At 32.5% G+C, this 16,451-nt stretch carries 13 protein-coding genes; 10 read left to right on the top strand and 3 right to left on the bottom strand.

The genetic code is table 11. The features are described 5' to 3' along the window. Window positions 1-123 precede the first annotated feature (123 nt). Together rcbX and FWJ34_RS03565 are read left to right on the top strand one after the other, a co-directional pair. Window positions 124-537 (top strand): RuBisCO chaperone RbcX, encoded by a 414-nt coding sequence (rcbX, locus tag FWJ34_RS03570; protein ID WP_308253959.1) that lies wholly within the window; start codon window positions 124-126, stop codon window positions 535-537. Window positions 538-539: 2 nt separating this feature from the next. Further along, a complete protein-coding gene (locus FWJ34_RS03565; protein WP_308253958.1) occupies window positions 540-875 on the top strand; it encodes a ribulose bisphosphate carboxylase small subunit in 336 nt (111 codons plus the stop codon). Window positions 876-943: 68 nt separating this feature from the next. Here FWJ34_RS03565 and FWJ34_RS03560 read toward each other — a convergent pair whose 3' ends face one another. Continuing rightward, window positions 944-1,357, bottom strand: a complete 414-nt coding sequence (locus tag FWJ34_RS03560; protein ID WP_308253957.1) for a Fur family transcriptional regulator — start codon at window positions 1,355-1,357, stop codon at window positions 944-946. 258 nt (window positions 1,358-1,615) lie between these two features. Between FWJ34_RS03560 and FWJ34_RS03555 the strand changes: the two genes are divergently transcribed. The 6 genes from FWJ34_RS03555 to FWJ34_RS03530 all read left to right on the top strand — a co-directional run bounded on the left by FWJ34_RS03555 (window position 1,616) and on the right by FWJ34_RS03530 (window position 10,995). Next, entirely contained in the window at window positions 1,616-2,188 is a 573-nt protein-coding gene (locus FWJ34_RS03555) for a peroxiredoxin (RefSeq protein ID WP_308253956.1), read from the top strand. A 510-nt stretch (window positions 2,189-2,698) separates the two neighbouring features. Beyond that, entirely contained in the window at window positions 2,699-3,265 is a 567-nt protein-coding gene (locus FWJ34_RS03550) for a chemotaxis protein CheW (protein ID WP_308253955.1), read from the top strand. A 45-nt stretch (window positions 3,266-3,310) separates the two neighbouring features. Continuing rightward, window positions 3,311-5,764, top strand: coding sequence for a methyl-accepting chemotaxis protein (locus FWJ34_RS03545; RefSeq protein WP_308253954.1), 2,454 nt, complete (start codon window positions 3,311-3,313; stop codon window positions 5,762-5,764). A gap of 96 nt (window positions 5,765-5,860) precedes the next feature. Beyond that, window positions 5,861-8,770, top strand: coding sequence for a hybrid sensor histidine kinase/response regulator (locus FWJ34_RS03540; RefSeq protein WP_308253953.1), 2,910 nt, complete (start codon window positions 5,861-5,863; stop codon window positions 8,768-8,770). Between the two features lie 308 nt (window positions 8,771-9,078). Next, a complete protein-coding gene (locus tag FWJ34_RS03535) occupies window positions 9,079-10,281 on the top strand; it encodes a response regulator (RefSeq protein WP_308253952.1) in 1,203 nt (400 codons plus the stop codon). Window positions 10,282-10,707: 426 nt separating this feature from the next. Beyond that, complete coding sequence (locus tag FWJ34_RS03530; RefSeq protein ID WP_308253951.1) at window positions 10,708-10,995, top strand: YkvA family protein; 288 nt, start codon at window positions 10,708-10,710, stop codon at window positions 10,993-10,995. 30 nt (window positions 10,996-11,025) lie between these two features. On the opposite strand, the gene FWJ34_RS03525 is transcribed toward FWJ34_RS03530, so the two are convergent. Both FWJ34_RS03525 and FWJ34_RS03520 read right to left on the bottom strand, forming a co-directional pair. After that, entirely contained in the window at window positions 11,026-11,211 is a 186-nt protein-coding gene (locus FWJ34_RS03525) for a hypothetical protein (protein ID WP_308253950.1), read from the bottom strand. A 9-nt stretch (window positions 11,212-11,220) separates the two neighbouring features. Then, window positions 11,221-12,675 carry an amino acid permease gene (locus FWJ34_RS03520; protein WP_308253949.1) on the bottom strand — a complete coding sequence of 485 codons (1,455 nt, stop codon included), beginning with the start codon at window positions 12,673-12,675 and terminating at the stop codon, window positions 11,221-11,223. Between the two features lie 399 nt (window positions 12,676-13,074). Between FWJ34_RS03520 and FWJ34_RS03515 the strand changes: the two genes are divergently transcribed. Then, window positions 13,075-14,505, top strand: coding sequence for a tetratricopeptide repeat protein (locus FWJ34_RS03515; protein ID WP_308253948.1), 1,431 nt, complete (start codon window positions 13,075-13,077; stop codon window positions 14,503-14,505). A 148-nt stretch (window positions 14,506-14,653) separates the two neighbouring features. Then, window positions 14,654-16,435 (top strand): signal peptide peptidase SppA, encoded by a 1,782-nt coding sequence (gene sppA, locus FWJ34_RS03510; protein ID WP_308253947.1) that lies wholly within the window; start codon window positions 14,654-14,656, stop codon window positions 16,433-16,435. The last annotated feature ends 16 nt before the right edge of the window (window positions 16,436-16,451 follow it).

The following is a 16,451-nucleotide window of genomic DNA, read 5'->3' as shown; positions in this document are numbered from 1 at the left end:
CCCTACGGGTTAGATTTTAGGCTAAATAGTCACCAATGAACAAAAAATCTGTGTCAAAACAGAATAATTTAAGTCATTTAGGCAATAATACTTATAAAAAAATTCTGATCATAACTGAAATTTATGGCTTATAAACAAATCGTTAAGGATACGGCAAAAGTTCTGCAAAGTTATCTTACTTATCAAGCTGTCAGAATTATTATTGAACAACTCTCGGAAACTAACCCCGGACAAGCTATTTGGCTTAGTGATTATAGCGATCGCCAAAAAATCCAAGATAGTGATACCTATATTAATGATTTGATTAAGGAAAATAAAGAGTTAGTTTTAAGAATTCTTACCGTTAGACAAGATTTAGCCGAGCAAATATTAGAATTTTTACCGGAAATGGTGAAAACAAATATAGATCAATCTAATATGGAACACCGTCGTCATCTTTTAGAGCGTTTAACCCAAACTCAATCTTCTTCATTAATGTCATCATCTGTAGATGAACCCAAATTAGAATCTAATCAATCAGAAAACAAGGAAGAATAAATATGCAAACTTTACCCAAAGAGCGTCGTTACGAAACTCTATCTTATTTACCCCCTTTAACCGATCAACAAATCGTTAAACAAGTTCAATACTTATTAGATCAAGGATTTATTCCGGCGGTAGAATTTGAAAAAGATCCTAAACCTACTGATCACCACTGGACTTTATGGAAATTACCCTTATTTAATGCTTATTCTGCTCAAGAAGTATTAAACGAAGTTCGTGAATGTAAAGGTCAATATTCCGATTCTTACATCAGAGTTATTGGTTTTGATAACCTCAGACAGTGCCAAACTGTAAGTTTTATTGTTCATAAACCTAATGCAACTCGTTTCTAGGATTAATCTTTCAATCTTAAATTAATTATAGGGTGGGCTTAATTGTCTGCCCTATTTTTATTTTTACTTTAACAGCGATCGCATTGCCCTTGTATAATGACTTCATATTGATCAACTTTTAAGCCCGATCTCAATTTATCTAAACTAAGATTAGAAAAAGATTCCCAGGGAATATCCTCAATTTTTCCACAACAGTGACAACGAAAATGATGATGAGGCTCAGTATTAGCATCATAACGACACACACCTTCTTCTAATAAAACTTCACGAACTAAACCTACATCTCGAAGAGTTTGCAAAGAAAGATAAATAGTTGCTTGAGATAATGTTGGTGTATCCTGATTAAGATCTTTTAAAATTTGTTCGGCCGTAGGATGATCACTTCGATTCAGTAAATTAGAATATACAGCAAAACGTTGAGGAGTGATTCTTAATCTTTTTGATTTGAGGGTTTGAATGATTTTATCGGCTGGTTTTAGCATTTTCTTCTCTTGTTTCTATGTAATCATAAGGGAATTTCCCTTAGCTCTTTTGTCTTCAGCTATAAAAGGTTATTCATTATAAATAACTTTAGGTTTAAGTATCAAAAAAATAAGATCTATATCTTCTAAGATAACAAAATAAAATAATTCTTGTTATTGACAAATTCTTAAATAAGAGTTATTCTGAGATAGAAGTAAAAACTTCACCATGGAAAAACAAAGTTTAAAGTTTTATTAATCATTACTGTAGAGGCAAATATGACTGTTATTGAAAAAGTACCTAGTGTTGTATTTAAAACTCGTGTTCGTGACGAATCCGTAGAAGGCCCTAATCCTTACCGTTGGGAAGACAAAACCACCGAACAAATTTTTGGAGGCAAAAAAGTAGTTGTATTCTCTTTACCCGGAGCTTTTACCCCTACTTGCTCTTCTAATCATCTTCCTCGTTATGAAGAACTTTACGACGAATTTAAAGCCCTAGGAGTAGATGAAATTATCTGTATTTCTGTTAATGATGCTTTCGTTATGTTCAAATGGGGTAGAGAAATTGGTGCTAAAAATGTATTTTTATTACCCGATGGCAACGGTGAATTTACTCGTAAAATGGGGATGTTAGTTGATAAATCTAATATCGGATTTGGTACTCGTTCTTGGCGCTATTCCATGTTAGTCAATGATGGTACTATCGAGAAAATCTTTGTTGAACCCGGATTTGCTGATAATTGTCCTACCGATCCTTTTCAAGTGTCAGACGCTGATACCATGTTAGCTTATCTCAAAGGTGTTGCTCCAGCAGGTGTTTCAGCACCTCGTAAAGAGTTTGTCGGTTAATTAAAGTTTGTGAGTTTTTATACTCTATAAATTTCAAACTAACATAGGGGGGGGAAAAAATTGCCCTCTCTTTTTTTATGTGATTATTTCAATAAACTTCTTGCGGAAGTCGCGGCAATGGGCACTCTTGCAATGGTTATTAAAATTGATGATTCCTCGCCTTAAATAGATTTTAATTTTTATTTTGCACTCGTGTCTAATTATCAAATCTTTACAGCACTTTTCACATGAATAAGCCACATTTTTTATTTCTGGAGATGTCTATTGAAAAAGTGGAGTTTAAATTGCAATGCAAAATTTAGTTTATACGATTACAAATAAAATTCGTTATTGAAATTACTAGGCATATTTTTAAGTATTATTGCTTGACTGTTTAGCTTGTTGTTTGTTGATATTTTTTTTGTTATGGCAAATTTGTAACAGAAAAGATAGTTTTTCTCATTGTATAAACAATTTAGGATTTCTTTTTTCTTTTGCTAAACAAACTTTTCGTAGGAGCATTACTGGTGAATGTCAACGTCTTCGTCTTTTACTAGACTTCAAGAATTACTACCTCAGCTATTTCAAGAACCTGAATTTCAAGGTGATGCTTATTTACGCATTCGTCTAAATACTCAACTTTCAGCCTTGATTACTATGGAAAATATCAAGGAATCCTTGTCAGTATCTGCTGAAAAAATTACTCCTATACCGGGGGTACCAAGTTTTGTCATGGGTTTAATGAGTTCACGAGATTCGGTTTTTTTGGTAATGGATTTAGCCCAATTAATTGGTTTAGCACCACTATCAACTTACAATAGGCAATATGACGTAATGGTATTAGACTTATCAAATCAAGTTGCCCCCTCAGAATTAACCTCCGAAAATTTATTAATCGGTTTGGCTGTTACTCAAATTCAAGGGATTAAGCGTGTGGTATTACAAGAAAGAGAAATAAGGGAAGATCTTGATAATAATTTAAGAACAACAGATCTTACTGATAATTCAAAACAATATTTTTATACTAAGTTTGAAAGCAAAGGAGAGGAATTAATGATTTTAGATTTACAAAAAATCTTTCCTCTAATTATGAAATAAATATTTTGATCACCCCATCACTAAATTGTACTTATATTACTGATTATGAATACCTCAGAAAAACAGTTGCTTTCAGCTACTAAAAGTGAGACTCAAGAGACTATTGTGTCTGATTCTTCCTCAACAAAATCCTCTGTTGATCATAGACCGAAGTCCGTAAGGGATAATACCATAAAATATAACTTTCAGGCTTCTCGATCCCCAAAAAAAAGAACTCTCCGTAATCAACTACTAATCACCGTTTTACCTTCCGTTTTAATTCCTTTAGTTGTTGCTAGTGGCTTTGCTATTAATTTTACTTATCGCCAAGCTAGGGAACGGGCTGTGGAAAAGATCCTCCAAACTCTTACTATTACTTCTGAAGCTACTCAAAATTGGATTGATGAAGTTTTTGAGGTGAGTTCTTTACTTCATAGTAGCCCCTTTGTTCTTGATGCAGTGTACTCAGGGCAAAAAAAAGCACAATTAGAAGATTTAGAACAAAAACCTTTTAATCAGTTGGAAAATATATATAATCAATCTCAAAAAAGATTGCTTGAACCTGATAAAGTGGCACAACTGAATAACTATCTCAAAGTTATTGTTCAAGAACAGCAATTGAAAGATATTCTAATTACTGAAAAGCATGGTTATAATGTGGCATACAGTACAATTACCCCCTATTTTGTCCAAAGCGCGAAACCATGGTGGCACTTTGGGAAGGATAAAAAAATCGTTGAAGCCGAATTAGATGAGTCGTCAAAAACAGCAACATTTGAATTTCTCAAGTCTATCAATGAATCTGATCTTGGTGGTTTTTTGGGAGTAACTAGAATACGCACATCTACCGAAACTTTGAATCATCAAGTATTCAGATATTTAGCATCTAATCTTTCGGGCTCTCAAGTAGTTCAGATCATTAGTACTCAGTCTGGGAAAGCCATAAGTCAGTTTACCCCTGAGAAGGTGGAAAGTTTACCAGAAATTATCGGTGGTAAACCTTTACAAAAGGCGGTGGATATTTTTGCTAAAACTCTGTTACATTCTCCTCAAAATCTTCTATCTAATGTTAACAAATTGAAAAATTCTCAGGAAATTTCTAAGGTTAATTTGATTAAAGTTGATGGAAAAGAATCAATTCTTTCTTTAGAAATTGGCGATCGCATTTTTTATGTAAAGAAAATTCCGGGTACGGGATTAATGGCTTCTTCTTCTATTAAAAAAAGTGAGATTGCTACTGCTGGACGTGATTTGACTAACACTTTGATTTTAATTACTTTTGTTCTCGGTATTATTTCTATTGTGGTGGTGACATCTTTAGCTAGAGAATTATCCAAACCTTTAACGAACCTAACAACCAAAGCTCAACAGGTAGCCCAAGGAGACTTGGATGTAAAAGTAGTGTTAGAAGAAACGGGGACTTTAGAAACCTTTACGTTGGGAAATAGTTTTAATAATTTAGTTAAGGAAGTAAAAAATTTAATTGCAGAGCAAACTAATGTTGCCCAAGAGAGGGAAAAAGAAAAAGAAAAACTGGAGAAAGAAATTTATCAACTATTAGATGAAGTTAGTGGAGCTTTAGAGGGGGATTTAACCGTTAGAGCTAATTTAGACTCTATAGAAATGAGTACCGTTGCTGATTTATTTAACGCTATTATTGATAGCCTTAAAGATATTGCAATTCAGGTAAAACAATCTACCACTCAAGTGGGATCATCTTTAATTGAAAATCAACTATCTATTCAAGAATTAGCAGGACAAGCTATTAAAGAAGCTGAAGCGACAAATAAAACCTTAGAATCAGTACAGGAAATGTCTGAATCTATTGAAATAGTAGCACAAAATGCAAACCAAGCCGCCATTCTTGCTAACGATGCCTTTCAAGAAACCCAAGAAGGTACACAAGTTATGGATGATACTGTTAATAGTATTGTTAGTTTAAGAACTACCGTAGGGGAAACTGCTAAGAAAATAAAGCGTTTGGGAGAATCTTCTCAAAAAATTTCTCAAGTGGTATCTTTAATTGAAGAAATTGCCCTGAAAACAAACTTATTAGCTATTAACGCTAGTGTTGAAGCTAGTCGTGCCGGAGAACAAGGACAAGGTTTTACGGTAGTTGCCGAACAAGTAGGAGCCTTAGCAGAACAATCGGCGATCGCAACTCAAGAAATTGCCCAGATTGTCGCCAATATTCAGTTAGAAACCCAGGAAGTAACAGAAGCGATGGAAGTAGGTACAACTCAGGTAGTTGATAGTACTCGTTTAGTGGAAGCAACGAAAAAACGTCTGGAGGCAGTGTTAGAAAAATCTCAACGGATTAATGAATTAATGCAGTCGATTTCTCAAACTACTGTTACCCAAACTGATACATCATCTTTAGTAAAAGAGTTAATGCAGCAAATTGCTAGTTATTCACAAGAAAGACTTAAGTCTTCTGAGGAAGTATCTCAATCCATGCGCAATACAGCACAAATAGCTCAAGAGTTACAAACGGCGGTAGAGCAGTTTAATGTTGAATAACTAATAGACTTGTTGCACAAGTTGGGGCAATGGGCAATGAGTAAGTTTCCTCATTCTAAATTCTAAATTCTAAATTCTAAATTCTAAATTAATGTCATGGATCGAGAAACACAAATTAAGTTCAATTTTTTAGAAGAGGCGGAAGGTTATTTAGATCAAATAGAATCAGTTTTATTAACTTTAAATAGTAATACTAATGAATTATTTGATCTTGATATTACTTTACGAGCGGCACATTCTCTTAAAGGCAGTGCAGGAATGATGGGATTTTCTCATTTAAGTAAAACTGCTCACCGTTTAGAAGATTTTTTGAAAATTTTACGGGTTCGTTTTGTTTCTTTGTCTATTACTCCTGAAGTGCAAACTCTGCTACTAAAAGGAATAGATAGTTTAAGGGATATTATCAACTTCTATCAACAAGGAATAGTCATTGATGAGAGTTTTATTGAAAATCAAATTAACCCCATTTTTGAAAGTTTACGGCAATATTTAGGGGATTTACAGCAAGATGACGAAAATAACCTTTTTGCTCTTAATCACGGTACAGGAACGGAATTAGAGCTATTTCAAGAAGAAGTTGATCGCATCTTAGATGAATTGTCACAACAACTTAATCACTTATCAGGAGAAGAATTATCTCAGACTTTAATCATCACTACGGAAGAATTGATGGTATTTAGTCAAATGGCTAACATTGAGGCTTTTACGCAACTATGTCAATCTATTCAACAGCAAACTCTAGTTACTAATATAGATGATTTGCCTAATCTTGCACAACAGGCTTTAAATACTTGGCGACAATCCTATAATTTTGCTCTTGGTGGTAATTCCGAACAAATACCAACCGAATTAAACATAAAATCTTTCGATATTAACACAGAAACTACCCCAACAAATTGGGCAGACATTTCTAATTTTGATCTTGATTTAAGCCAAGTACAACTACAATTAACTAATCTTGAAGAGCAATTTTTAGAGCAACCACAAGGGGAATCTATTACTCCGAATTTAACACAAGACTTAAATCCATTATCTCCAAATATTCCTGTAAAAAAAGATAAAGATGAAGCCGTAAAAATGGTGAGGATTCCGGCTAAACAACTAGCTCAATTTAACACCCTTTTTGGTAAATTAATTCTGGAAAGAAATTCCGTTAATGAACAATTAGAGCAACTTAAAAACTTTGCTTTTTTGATGCGACAAAGAATGCTCAAATTAGAAGAATCTCAAGAACAGTTAATCAAATGGTATGATAGAGCCTCTATTGAAGGATTAATAAATACAGTACCAGAAACAAAAACCTTAACAGCTACAATAAACGGTTCTTCTAATACCTTAACTAAAGAGTCTCAAACCGAAGATTTTGATATTCTGGAAATGGATCGTTATACAGATTTACACCTCATTTCTCAAGAGCAAATTGAAACCATTGTACAACTAAAAGAAGTTAGTACCGATATTCAATTAGGCTTGTTAGACATTAACCAAACTATGGGGGAATTAACTCAAACTACTACAGCTTTACAAAAGAATGTCACACGCACCCAAATGACTCCTTTTGCGGATGTTGTCAAACGATTTCCCAGAATGATGAGAGATTTGTCAGTACAATTTAACAAGCAAGTTAAACTGATCATTGAAGGAGAAGGGACTTTAATTGATAGAGTAATTTTAGATAAACTTCACTCCCCTCTCAATCATTTATTGCGCAACGCTTTTGATCATGGTATCGAATCTCCAGACATTCGTATTTCTAAAGGTAAACCCCCAGAGGGTAAAATTACCATTTCTGCGGTTAATCGTGCAAATCAAACTATTATCACCATTGAAGATGATGGCAATGGTATCTCTCTCAAAAAAATTAGCGATCGCCTTTTAAATCAAAGTATTTCACCAGAAGACATCAAAAAAATGTCCGAAAACCAAATTCTTAACTATATTTTTGAACCAGGATTTAGCACCAAAGAAGTTGTTACTGAACTTTCAGGGCGAGGAGTAGGGATGGATGTAGTGCGAACAAATTTGCGAGAAATGAGAGGAGATGTTCAAGTCAAAACCAAAGAAGGTAAGGGTACAACTTTTATTATCAACATTCCTTTTTCTCTCTCGGTATTAAAAGTTATGTTACTAGAAAGAAATGGGCTGGTTTTTGCCATTCCACTTAATAGTATTCGAGAATTAAAATCTTTTACCACCGCCGAAATAATCGCTATTGAGGATCAAGATCAACTACAATGGAACGGAAAAAATATTCCAGTAGTTCGTATGGAGGAAACATTCATCTTTCATCGAGTGCATAAATCCTTTCCCCTTAAAGGAAATCCTCTCATTAATAAATCAACTATTGTGGTTGTAGGAGAAAGTGCAAATCTTGGCGGTATTTATTTGGATCGAGTTTGGGGAGAACAAGAAGTAACAGTATATCCCATACTATCTCCAATTCCTTTACCTCGTGGCTTTAATAATTCAATTATTCTTGGTGACGGTAGAGTAATTCCCTTGATTGAACCTTCAGAAATGTTGCAAGGATGTTTAGAAAATTCTTCCTCACAAAGTAATTTTGATCATGTTTTCAATATCTTAACTCCTCAAGAACAAATCAAGTCCCAAGTGGTGATAAGCCATCGTATTTTGATTGTTGATGATTCCATTAATGTACGCAATTATTTAGCTTTAACTCTCGAAAAAGCAGGTTATCAGGTGGAAGAAGCCAGAGATGGGCGAGAAGCAGTAGATAAATTATTTAATGGTTTATCAGTAAAAGCTGTAATTTCTGATATTGAAATGCCCCGTCTTGATGGTTATGGGTTATTAAAAGAAGTTAAAAGTCAAGAAAAATTCAAAGATTTACCTATTATTATGTTAACCTCAAGAAACAATGATAAACATCGTAAATTAGCCTTTAATTTAGGAGCAAATGGTTACTTTTCTAAGCCTTATAACGAACAAGAATTATTGCATAAATTAAACAATTTAATTGATATACCAATCCCCAATCATTTGTAATAATTTTCAAGTTATCAAATAATTGCTTTGGCAGTCATACTTAACAAGCCTCTAGTTACCTGAGTTTGATCGATATAAGAAACCTTAATTAATATTTAATTTTCCATATGGTCAATGTCTATGTTTAATAGCTATAATTCTGTTAAATAGCCATCACCTTATCTCAACCCTATCACAATTGCTGAAAATAAAAGGAAGATATGAGAAGAAAAGAAGAGGAGATAAATTTCTAATTCTTAATTCCTAATTCCTCATTGTTTATTAATTATTACTTATTATTTAACCTCATAAATCCCTCTGGACAAATTATGAATAAGAAACTAAAATCCGTAAATTTATTTAATGATATTGCTAAGTTAAATGGGAAGGTAGAAATTACTCATAATTCTGTAGTTTGGCAACTTTTTTTAGTGGAAGGAAAGCTAGAATCAGCTAATCATTCTTTACAATCTGAACAAACAATTAAATACTATTTAAGAAGTCTAGGTTATCATGATATTGAAGAAATTGATTTGCTAAAAGAGAAAACTTCTCATAAGAGTAAACATCAAGTTAAAAATTTAATTAATCGCTTAGAAAAACTAGGGTATCTCAACTCCAAACAAAGATTAATATTAACTAAAAAAATCACAGAAGATGCCTTAGAACCTCTTTTTTGGTTAACTCAAGATGAAAATGAATTGATCCCCGTTCAACAAAGTGCTTCTTTAACTTTTGAAGAAAATTTAGCTATTTCCGAACATCATCTTTTAGAAATTCAACCTTTAATTAAAAATATTCATCAACGATGGCAACTATGGCAAAAACTTTATCCTCTTATTGTTTCACCTCATCAACGTCCTTCTTGTGCAAATCCATCTCTACTAGAAAAATCTATTTCATCAGGGAATCTTTCCGTTCAAGTTTTAAAGCAATTAGTTCAATTAATGAACGGTTTAAGTATTCGTGAATTGGCTTTTATGATTAAACAAGATGAGTTAAAATTGGCTCAATTATTATCTACTTATATTACAGGTGGAATTTTAAAATTATATCCGCCAAAATCACCTTTTAATTTACTGCCTCACATTCCTCCATTAATTACTGAAAAGTCACCTATAAATGAAACACAGATAAATCAGATTATCACTCAAGAAAATAAACCTATTCAGAAAAAATATAATATTGTCTGTATTGATGATAGCCCGGCGATGTTAGAAATAATTAGCTCTTATTTGGATTCTCATAAATATCACTTAATTGCGATCGCCGATCCCATGAAATCTCTTTCTTATATGTTTAAAAGTAATCCTGATTTGATCATCATGGATATATCTATGCCCGGAATTAATGGTAATCGATTATGTCAAATTCTCAAAAGTAGTTCTATCTTTAAATCTGTACCGATTATTTTAATTAGTGGTGAAACGAATATTCAAGCAGACATTTTAGAATCTACAGGGGCGAGAGATTTTCTACCGAAACCTTTTGAAAAACAGACTTTAATTAATTTAATTCATAAATATTGTTAATTTGAGGTAAGCCAAGATGCCCACCCCGTTACCATCTTATCTTTTAAGGGCAGGGTTATTTCATTCTTAAATTTTTGGTTGAGATAAAGTAATAAGTAATAAGTAATTAGATATTCTTATAATATACTCAAGCTAAATCTTTTTGTATTAGACACGAGGGCAAAATTCAAAGTAAAATCTGTTTTAAGGTGAAAAATGTTGATTTTTTAACTCATTACTGATTACTTATTACTCATTACTCGACTTGGTACAAGAAGTCTATTGAATTATTAAATAATTTAAAAAATCATTAAATCAAGGAAGAATATCCGTCATTAAAAGGGGGGAAAACTGAACTAATTATTTATTGTGTACCCTGAAGAATAAGTTATGATAGAAACAATAGAAATTTTCTTGCCTTTATATTACTCATCCGATAAACACCAAATGAAATTTAATCTTCAATCTCTTTACGGTTACTATCGCAACGCTATTCGTAACCCAAAATATCGTAATTGGATTATTTTAGGTACATTAATTTATGTTTTAAGTCCGTTGGATATTTCACCAGATTTTTTCCCTTTAGCAGGACAAATTGACGACTTTTTATTATTATCAATTATGTTAACAGAAGTTTCTCAAATGATAGTAAGTAACGTCAAAAATAAAAAGGATAAATCTACAGAAAATGAGCCACAAACAACTGTAGATGTTGATGCTGTTTCTATGGATTAAGATAAAAATAAATTAAGATAAATCATCTTATTATTTACTTTGAATAATAACAGGTACACCGTCAAAAACAGTTCGATTATTAACCGATTTTATATTAACGTCCATAGTATTATTATTAGCTTTAACAGGGGAAAAACTAGCTAACTCTATTACTATTAAAACTAAACATAAAGCGATAATTGTTAAAATTGTTTTAGTGTAAGTATCAGTTTTCATAAGGGCGACTTAACTTTCACTGGTTAACGCAATTTGTTCTTCGGGTGCTTCCGCAATCAAACCTTCTCTTCTGAAAAACCAGAAATAAGCGATCGCCAAGGCAATAAATCCGATAACTAAAAATACGGCTAAACGGTAATCAGGATTAGCAAAACAAGCTAAAAAAGCAATGACGGCCAAAATAATACCAATAAAAGCACCAGATAATCCTAAAGGACTTTTATAGGGGCGAGGAAGGTTACGACGATTGAGTTTGAGTTGAATATAACTAGATAAAACAATGGCATAAGAAATAACAGCACTGGCTACAGCCATGTTTAACAACGCTGGACCTAAATTGGCATTGTTGGCAAGAATACTAATTAAAAAAGTACATCCTAAACCAATTGCACCGCCTAAAATTAAGGCTCTGGCTGGGCTTCCATTGTCATTGGTGACAGAAATTCTGGTGGGCAAATATCCGGCCCTGGACATAGCAAATAGTACACGTCCATAGGCATAAATAATACAATGAAAACTAGCAATTAAGCCAAAAAGACATAAAAAAGTGAAAAAATTAGTGATAATTCCTTCTCCAAAAATTAGCTTAAAACCATCCGCCAGTGGTGCGCCAGATACACCAACCGCAGCAGCACCTGTAAGTGTTTCTCCTAATTTTGTCGTTATTTCTAAAGGAATTCCTGAATTAAAAATCAATACCACAATAGAAAGAGCTAATAGGGTGTACATTCCTGTAGTTAAGGATTTAGGAACATCTTTAACAACATTTTCAGCTTCTTCTGCTGCTAAGGGTATTTGTTCGATGGCCAAATAAAACCAAATAGCATAGGGTAACGCCTTAAATATTCCGCTACCTACCGGTGCTGAAGCGGTAAACAACATATTAGGGTCAAATTTACCACTAAATAAAACAGCTAAACAAAATATTAATAAAACAGCAATGGCAATTAACGTAGTGATTAAACCAACTTTGAGGGTAGTTTTAACACCTAAAGTATTAATATATACAAATAAAGCATAGAAAACGATCCACCAAATTGGTTGGGGAATAAAAGGTAAAATAGTACTTAAGTAACTACCGATAAAATAAACAATAACTGCTGGAGTTAAGACATATTCAATCGCTTCGACAACACCCGCAATAAATCCCATAAAAGGACCATAAGCATATCTAGCAAAGGAATAAAAACCTCCAGCGTAAGGTAAAGCGGCAGATAATTCAGCAATACTATATACCAAACATAAGTACATAGTAGCCATTAAAATTGTGGCGATCAATAAACCCCAAAAACCACCACTAGCTAAACCAACATTCCAACCGGAAAATTCTCCTGAGATTACAGCACCAACACCTAAACCCCAAAGAAGAGTCCAATTAGCACCTTTTCTAAGTTGTCGCCGTTGAAGATAATCTCCATCAATACTGGCATAACGGACAACACTTTTTAATTTTCTTTGTGTCATTTTTGTTTAATAAGTTTTGTTAAAAAGATCTAAATAAATATTGAATTAATTATTGAGTTTAATACTTATTAATCTTCTTAAATAACTTATGATAAATTTCTTAACATTATCTAATAATTACCTTGAGAAATCTATTAATCTTATTTTCTTTACATTTTTGCGTCTTTGTATTTTTGCGTCTTTGCGTCTTTGCGAGATAAATTCATACTGAAAAAGATCAAACTTAAAATTTAAGCAATAGTATTTTTCCTTGTAAATAATCGCTGATTTGAAGATCTTGATCAAAATCTTAATTAGTGATTGCTTGTTGTAGTTAAACTGTTTAGGTTATAATCTCAGTTAATCATATAACATAAATAAAAAAAGTTGTAACTTAAAATATAACTTAATAGTATATTAATGTCCAAATATAAACCAAAAATACTATTCCTTTATACCATTTCTGAACAAGAAAAAGAGTGGCTTAAACTACTTGATTCTGATGAAATTATTTTAAATGTCGAGTCTCCAAATACAAATATTACTGAGTTATTCCAAAATCACCAAGAAAATCAATTTACTTTTCCTGATTTAGTGTTAATTGATGTTAGTGCTAAGACTCCAGATGGCCATTTTTATCAAGCAAGTTCTTTATCTCGTTGGTGTAAAGATAATAAAATTTCTATCTATATTTTCGCTCTTAATGGTCAAGATGAACAAATTTCTAGTTTTCAACAAAGTTGGGCTAAATATCAAGGATTGACGGGAATTTTTCCGAAACTCAACCCTGACAACTTGCCTCGCATAATCAGTAAATTGAATGAAATTTTAGGTATAAAACTCAATCCAGTAATTGAGGAACAATCAATAATTATACCGACAATGGAAGTTCACAAAACAGAAGCAGAAGACATTAAGAATGAGCCAATTTCCGTTGATACCCCTATCTTTGAAGAAAATACACCGGTAGAAGACATTAAGAATAAGCCGATTTCTGTTGATACACCTATTTTAGAACAAAATGCACCCATAGAAGACATTAAGAATGAGCCGATTTCTGTTGAAATTATCACAAAAATTGATGAAAAAATCTTAAACCATTCTTTAATGGAAGATGTCTGGGTTATGACGGCGAAAACTGATCTCGAATCTTTAAATGAGGCGATTCTTAATAATCCTTCTTCTGCTGAACTTTTTTGTCACAGAGGAGATGTTTATTCCTCCCTAGGAAATGATTCCGAAGCTCTAAATGATTATAATATGGCGATTAAACTTGATCCCAAATTTGAAAGAGCTTTTCAAGGTCGTGGTCATACTTTAGTAAGATTAGGTGATTACCGTAATGGCATTAAGGATTTAACTCAAGTACTAAAATTGAATCCGCAAAATCCTCTTGCCTATCATGATCGAGGATTAGCGATGTTTCGTCAGGGAGATGAACGAGGAGCAAGAAAAGACTATGATCGAGCCATTAAACTTAAACCTGATTTTAGTCAGGCTTATAATGATCGAGGGTTTTTACAATATTTGTTAGGTAATACAGATTATGCTCTACGAGACTACGAACAAGCTATTAAGTATCAACCAGATTATGCGGATGCTTATTACAATCGAGGCAATATTTATTCAGATTTAGGTCAGTTTGAAGAGGCGATCGCCGATTATACAGAGGCTATTCGTTATAATCCTAAATTTTCTTTGGCTTATGGTAATCGTGGTATTGCCTATTATGAGTTAGATTTGGTAGTTGAAGCCATTAATGATACGACTCAATCAGCTAATTTGTTTTATGAACAAGGAGATATACAAAGTTACAAACAGGCGATCGAAACTCTGAAACAGATGCAATGAGGAAAGAGAATGAGAAATGAAAAAATCAGAGATTGTAAAGATCTAACTTGTTTAATAGTTTCAAAATCTTGATCATTATGAATTAAAATTAAATCATAAGTAAGAGCTAATTGTGCAATGCAACAATCAATAATAAATATTAAATATAATGAAACAATTTTTCAAACAAACTTTCGCAAGTTTTGTCGGTAGTCTTGCAGGAATATTTTTGTTTTTTGCTTTAAGTGGTGGTGGGTTATTAATATTTATTTTAGCTTTATTATTATCTAATAATACCCCAAAAATTGACAATCAATCTGTTTTAGTTTTTAATCTTAATAGTCAAATCAATGATTATCAATCTGAGACTAATTTATCTTCATTATTGAGTAGTGAGAATAATAGTTTAACTTTAAGAGAAGTAACCACTGCCATTAATAAAGCGGCTAAAGATGATCGTATTTCGGCTTTATATTTAGATGGAAGTAGAGGAAATATTACTGCTGGTTATGCAACTTTAACAGAAATCAAAAACGCCTTAGAAAATTTTAAAGCCAGTGGTAAACAAATTATTGCTTATAATATCTCTCAAGGTGAACAAGACTACTTTTTAACCTCTATTGCTGATGAAATTAATTTAAACCCCATTGGTGCTTTAGAGATGAATGGTTTTGCCTCTTCACAGTTATTTTTTGCTTCAGCTTTACAAAAATATGGCATCGGTGTACAAGTAATTAGAGTCGGTAAATTTAAGTCAGCTGTTGAACCTTTTACCCTTGATAATTATAGTCGAGAAAGTGAAGACCAAACTTTTGAATTATTAGCAGATTTATGGGATTCTTATGTAGAAAATGTAAGTAAAAACCGTTCTTTAAAAACAGGAGAAATTAATAACATTGCCGATAATAAAGGTATTTTACAAGCTAAAGAAGCTCAAAATTTAAAATTAGTTGATAAATTAAGTTATCAAGATGAAATTATTACTGAGTTACAAGAAATTACCAATACTAAAAATGAAGATTCTTTTCGTCAAGTTACTATTCAAAATTATTTAGTAGCAAATCCTGCTGAGGAGAATAATAATCAAATTGCAATTCTTTATCTTGAGGGTAGTATTGTTGATGGTGAAGGTAAAATTGGTGAAGTGGGAAGTCAGCGTTTTGTGACAGAAATTCGGAAAATTCGCCAAGACAAAAATATTAAAGGCGTAATCGCTAGAATAAATAGCCCAGGTGGAAGCGCTGTAGCGTCAGAATTAATCTTAAGGGAGTTACAATTAATGGCGAAAGAAAAACCCTTAGTTATTTCTATGGGTGATGTTACCGCATCGGGAGGTTATTGGATAGCAACGGCGGGGGAAAGAATTTTTGCTAGTAATAACACTATTACTGGTTCGATCGGTGTATTTGGGTTATTATTTAATGTGGAAAAAATTGCTAAAGATAATGGTATTCATAATGGGGTAATAAAAACTAATAAATTTGCTAATATTGGTAACGGTTTTAGTGCTAAAAATGAAGCAGAATTAGACATTTTTCAACAAAACGTAGAAAACATTTATGAGTTATTTTTAGAAAGAGTTTCTAAGGCAAGAAATTTGCCCATTTCTAAAGTAGCAGAAATTGCCCAAGGTAGAGTTTGGTCGGGAAAATCGGCTCTCAAAATTGGTTTAGTTGATGAAATAGGAGGGTTAGATAAATCTCTTGAATATTTGAACGAAAAACTGCAATTAAATAATAATTATCAAATAGTCTCTTTTCCTGAACAAAGAACTTGGGAGGTAGAATTATTAAATAGATTAAGTAGTAGTCAAATCAATAATAATTTAAGTGATAAAGAAAAATTAGCTACAATTATTTGGGACTTAAATACCGAATTAAATCTCAAGGAAATTATCCAAAATCCTAATCAAATTTATACTATTTTACCCAATAAATTAAACATTAAATAAATAAAATAAATCTGGT

Origin of the sequence: Geminocystis sp. GBBB08 (assembly GCF_016743215.1) — a bacterium.
Taxonomy (GTDB): Bacteria; Cyanobacteriota; Cyanobacteriia; order Cyanobacteriales; family Cyanobacteriaceae; genus Geminocystis.
This window is presented reverse-complemented; position numbering and strand designations above follow the sequence as displayed.